The 5587-nt window shown below is 46.5% G+C and carries 1 protein-coding gene; it reads right to left on the bottom strand.

Annotated features, from left to right (window positions below):
* Positions 1-4721: DNRLRE domain-containing protein (locus AT864_RS00055; protein WP_066145238.1), on the bottom strand; the 4721-nt coding region annotated here is incomplete at its 3' end.
* Positions 4722-5587 lie beyond the last annotated feature (866 nt).

The raw sequence follows: 5587 nt of genomic DNA, 5'->3' as shown, positions 1-5587 counted from the left end.
AATGATCCGTGCGAGAACAGGAACTGTTGCAATTTATCCGAGGTGGTCGGATACGTCCATTTTTGGACTCCGCCGCGGTCGGATTGCTCTGTCACACGGTTCTTCTCATCAAACTTTCTAGTCTTCGTCGTGCCGTCTTTTAAGTATTGAACCGAAAGTTCATTCCCATTTTTATCATAACTAAATTCGTAATACGGGACGTTGTTGTAGGAAATGGTTTTGACTCGTTCCGTTCCGTCATACGTCCATTGAATCGTGTTGCCTTTCGGCAAGACGGTTTTGATTTTATTGCCGTTGGCATCATACTCATTGGTTGTTACGTCATTTAATGGACCAACCGTTTTCAGGAGTTTTCCCGTCTTATCATACGAATAGGTAAATCCTTGTGACGGACCGCTGCTCGTTTGAATGACTTTCGAAGTCATGTTGCCGTTCAAGTCATAATCATAGTGGACAGACGTTCCATTCGCCAATAGGAGTTGTTTTAAACGATTGGATGGGTCATACTTGTACTGTTTTTGATGTCCCTTCTCATCATATTCACTTAACAGATTTCCTACGGCATCATAGCTCTTTTTCGTGACATACCCGGCTTCATCTGTTTCTTCCTCCACATAGTTGCCTTTGGCGTCATACTTGTTTTTCGTGACAACGTTTCCTTCCATTAAGCGAATGGCGTCAAACCAGACCGTTCCGGTGTAATTGCCGCGGAAGACAGCGGATAGGTCGATTTTATCCATTGGCTTGGAAGGCTGAATCGAAACGGCGGCACGGTTCCACTCTTGCGTGCCGATCGGAAAATCTGCCGTATACGTTTGGGTCGTTCCGTCGACAAAATACGCTTTCGCGGTAATCGAATAATCGCTTGGGCTCACGGTTCCGTTGGCTTTGACATCCTGCGCTTTGGAAAGACCGGTGAGTGTCAGACGAAGCGGCGTATCACTCGACGTTTGCCCTACGATCACGGTCTGCTTATATTCACTCGCGGACTGCGTGGTGCTCGTTCTCGATACTTTGAGGGAGTAAGACCCATCGAATGATTCCATATTGTCTACGCTTCCGCCCGTTCCGCTCCAATTCGCAACGTTTCCTTCAAAACTGCTATTTAATACTGGGTTGTAGCTCGAAGAAACCTGCGCTTCCTCGAATTGAACAGTATCAAACCACGCTTCCCCTGATGCGGTTGGTGATTGGTGATCGATCTCTAAATAGATGCGCACTTTCACCGCATTCGCAGGCGTCTTAAAGGTCAGTTGTCGATCCGTCCAAGGTCTTGTGCCCGTCAATTGGCTATAGCGATTGTCTATCCAAGAAATCCGGCGATTTTGGCTATCTAAAAGTTCGATATTAAAAAACGCATGGGCTTTCGTTAAGTTCGTTTTCATTTTTCCACTTAATGTATATGTGACGTTCGGTTTGATTGCAATTTCTTGGGTGGCCGCCACATAGCCCAGTTCGGTGGCAGGCGACGTGGAGTTCACCGTGATTTTTAGCGTTTTCCGTCCCGTCAATCCATTATAGACATTCGTATCTTCCTGTAACTGTCCAGAGTCATTCGAACGAAGCAAATTCCAAGCGGTCGTTCCCTGTTCAAAGCTAGGATTAGAGAGTAAATTCGTCGCACTACCTAATGTATCACTTTCCTCAATGATGTTGCCATAGGCATCGTACTTCGCTACAGAAGACGTTTTTCCCGATTGATCGGTTTCGGATACCGGATTTAAGCCATCATAGGCAATCGTGGTGGTATCGCCTTCCGTATCTTTCATGGAGACCACATCATGATTTTGGTTATACTGGTAGGTTTCCGTCCCATAACTATCTTTCGCCGTTAATACATTTCCGTTGGCGTCATACGTATACGATTCAGTAGGGTTCGCCGCCCCTTGGTCATTGGGATCGCGTGTTTCCTTTAAGTTATTTCCTTCGTAAACATAACTGGTCGTAATGTTTAAACCGCCGACATCCTCCACGATTTCAATCGGGTTGGCGGCCTCATTAAAGGTGTAGCGGGTTTTGCGGCCATTCGGTTTCTCCATGACCAGCTGCCGTTTCGTCGAATCGTAGCTTAATGTATACGTGTGATTCTCCGGGTCGATCACTTGATGGAGCCGGTCTCCGTCATATACGAACTGATTGACAACCGGCTTATCCTCCGTATGCGTCGGTTCGAATACTTTTTCCAACCGTCCCTGTTCATTATATTGGTATCTGGTGATTTCTCCGCCCGTTTGGGTCACTTTGGTTAACTGATCATTCTCATACTCATATGTGATGGTCCGGTTCATCGGGTCGGTGATTTTTTCAATTTTTCCGTTCGAGTTGTACTGAATATCCAGTTTTCTTCCGGACGCATCCGTGATAGACACTACCTTTCCATTGGCATAACCATAGGCGGTGGTATTTCCATGACCGTCCACGATTTTGGTTACCTTTCCATCTGTTTTTTGAAAATATAGCTTCGTTTGATCTTTAGTCGTCAGTATATATTCATTTGTCGTTTCACTTAATTCCAAGTAAACCCCTGTTGGCGCTTTATAGGTGCCATCGGATAATTTCGTAAATCGATGGAGCGTCCCATCTTCGTCTATAAATCGGGCTTCATTTCCTTGAGCCACAATCGTCATTTCCGCATCGCTATGCCATCCTTTTCCGAATAACCCGGTCGATGCGGATAAACTATTGTAGGTTCTTGTGATTCCAAGCTCCGGGCCTCTTCCAGAAATCGAAAGATCATCTTCGTCGATGATGAGATTTCCAGTGGCGGCATTGACGCTTCCGTAAGGAACATCGATAATGGACCAGTATTCTTCCTTCCCTAAATACTCATTCGCCTCCGGAATTTTCACCGTGAATGCGTTCCCAGAGAAAATCGTTTCCCCCTCGGCGTTGTAGGCACTAAGCCGGAACCAATAACCCGTGCTCGTTGCGTATTTGGTTCCCATTTTCGCATACATAGGAGAAGGATCTTTCGGCAGTTCGACTCCTTGTCCATCATGATGCAATGTTAACGTATTCGAATCGCCTTGTTCAATTTCCTGTGGCGTCGGCCAAATTCCTTTATTTTGTGTCGTCCAATGGTCTACATCTCCTACATCAAAGGCTTCATAGTAAAGCCCGTTAAACATCCAAACCTTGTACCCTGTGGCTCCCTCTATTTTGTCCCAGTCCAGCATCACATAACCAGATTGGCTGCCTACCTGATTGGCGTAAGCAAATCCAGAAGGGGCGGGCGGTACGGATAAGTCCGGAATTCTCGGCATATACGCCTCCGAAAAGACCGTTTCCCCTTGTGAATTATAGGCACTGACCCGAATCCAGTAGTTCGTTGAATTCTCATATCGCGTTCCTGCGTTGGCGTAGGTCCAAGAAGGATCCACAGGCAGTTCGGCCCCGCGGCTATCATTTAAATGCAGCTGATAGCGACCAGCGTCCACCTCTGCCGGAGTCGGCCAATATTTTTTCCCTTTGGTGGTCCACGACGTCACATTTCCGACGTTGAGCGATTCATAGGAGGCTCCATTAAAAATCCAAATTTTATATCCCGTCGCGCCACTCACCGGGTTCCATTGAACATCTATATAGCCGGTTCCATCTCCATTGGTATAGCTTTTTCCTGTCGGAGCGGATGGCTTCGCTAAATTCGGAATGGTGGGCATATAGGCCTCTGATACCGCGCTTTCCCCTTGAGGGAAGATCGCGCTGACACGGAACCAATAGTTCTTACTATTCGGATAGCTTCCTCCTGAATGGCGATAGACAGGAGACGGATCCACAGCTAATTCGGTTCCTAAGCCGTCCTGATGCAAATCATAGCGTCCCGCGCTGATTTCTGAAGCCGTCGGCCAAATCTTCTTTCCTTTCGTGCTCCAAGAGGTCACGTTTCCGACACTAAACGACTCATACTCTTTCCCGTTATAAATCCATACTTTGTACCCGGTTGCGCCCGGAACGGGATTCCATGATAGATCGACATAGCCGGTTCCATCCCCATTACTGTAGGCCGTTCCTGTCGGTGTATTTGGAACGGGGATCGTATACGTGACAGACAAGTAAGGTTTATAGGTACTGTTCGTTCCAGAAACGACTTTTTTCCAATATGTTTGTCCGTTTCCGTTCGTATGAAGTTTCAAGCCATAATTCGGTTTGGTTCCAGCTGCCCATTCTTTGACCGTATTGGTGACATTAAATTGCGCCCATTGGTCCCTGGCGACATCGACCTTGCCGATATTGGTAGAAGAAGGCTGATTATTCCATGTTAAAGTGCTCGCCGACCACGAGCCGTTGACCGCGTCCAACCATAAGCCGGTGGCTGTTGTAGCATAGTAGGAGTGGGTCACATACACATTGAATGTAGCGCTGGTCACATTCATGTTCTTGACACTAGAAATATCCGGGTTTAAAAACCCGTAACACGTCCCTGTCGTGCCATCATAATACCCTACTTTGAGCACATATTGTCCTTGCGCAGAGTCCCACTTACTCGAAGCAGAACTATAGTTCGTCGTCGGATACGCGCTCATCACAAAGGTATCCGTCGATAGCTGAATGGAAGTGCTTGGATCAATATAGACAGGATACACTCGCTTCGGATCTTTCAACCATTCTGGATCGGCCGTGACCGTTAAGATATACCCTTGATCATCCGGTTGAAGCTCATACGTGACCTGTTCAGACCGTTGCACCTCTCCTGAACGCTCATCAAGATTGGAATCGACCATAAAAGGCTTCGGCAGTTCAAACACCTTTTCTTTTTTCTGGTTGGTAAATAAAATGGAACCGTCCTCTTGAACGGCTGCGTGTAAGTCCGTTTTCAAATGAAATTTAAAACTATGATACCCATTAAAAGAACGAAGCACGATATCTTCTTTTGTCGATTCATTAAAGGCGATATTTTGTAAATCTATATGTGGAAATACATTTTTATGCAGAATTTTATTGTCTTTTTTCTGATAGGTAGCGACTACATCTTTGGCTCGGAGCGGTGGGACGCCCTCCCCCGATGCTTCGACAATCGAGTACGAAATCGAGGAGCCATTGTAATGAAAGGTCGCATATTCCCCGTTCACCATTTTTTTATAAAAATCCGTCTCGAGCATCGTACGATCCGTTTCCACCACATTCGGGCGATCGGAACGATCCATTAAACCTGGGGATATCTCTTCAAACCGTTTCTCCCCTTTTTTCTTTAGGTGAATCGGTTCAAAATAAATGTGCTTGGTAAACGTGCCGTCTCCATTATAGAATACCTTGGTTCTCTCGGTCCGTTGTTCCATCAGCTCCCCAGGCTGAAGCTGAAAGGAAGGAGCGGGCGGCACTCGGGACGGTGACGGCTTGGCGGTGTTGTCCGCCTGAGCGTGAATCGCTTCCGCCCACCCCTCCACTGGGAGGCTAGTCAAAATTAACAAAAAAGCCAAACTCCAAATGAACCATTTTCTAAGTTGTTTCATCCTTTTGCGTGGTTTCATCGTATTCCCCCTTTATCTATCCATGGTTCAAAAACATTGTAGCGAGGAGAAAAGGGAGTGGCAAGATTTTTCGACAGACAAAATACGAGACATTTCGACAAAATTCAGTCCGATGATCC

It is taken from the genome of Anoxybacillus sp. P3H1B (assembly GCF_001560855.1).
Lineage (GTDB): Bacteria > Bacillota > Bacilli > Bacillales > Anoxybacillaceae > Anoxybacteroides > Anoxybacteroides rupiense.
This window is presented reverse-complemented; position numbering and strand designations above follow the sequence as displayed.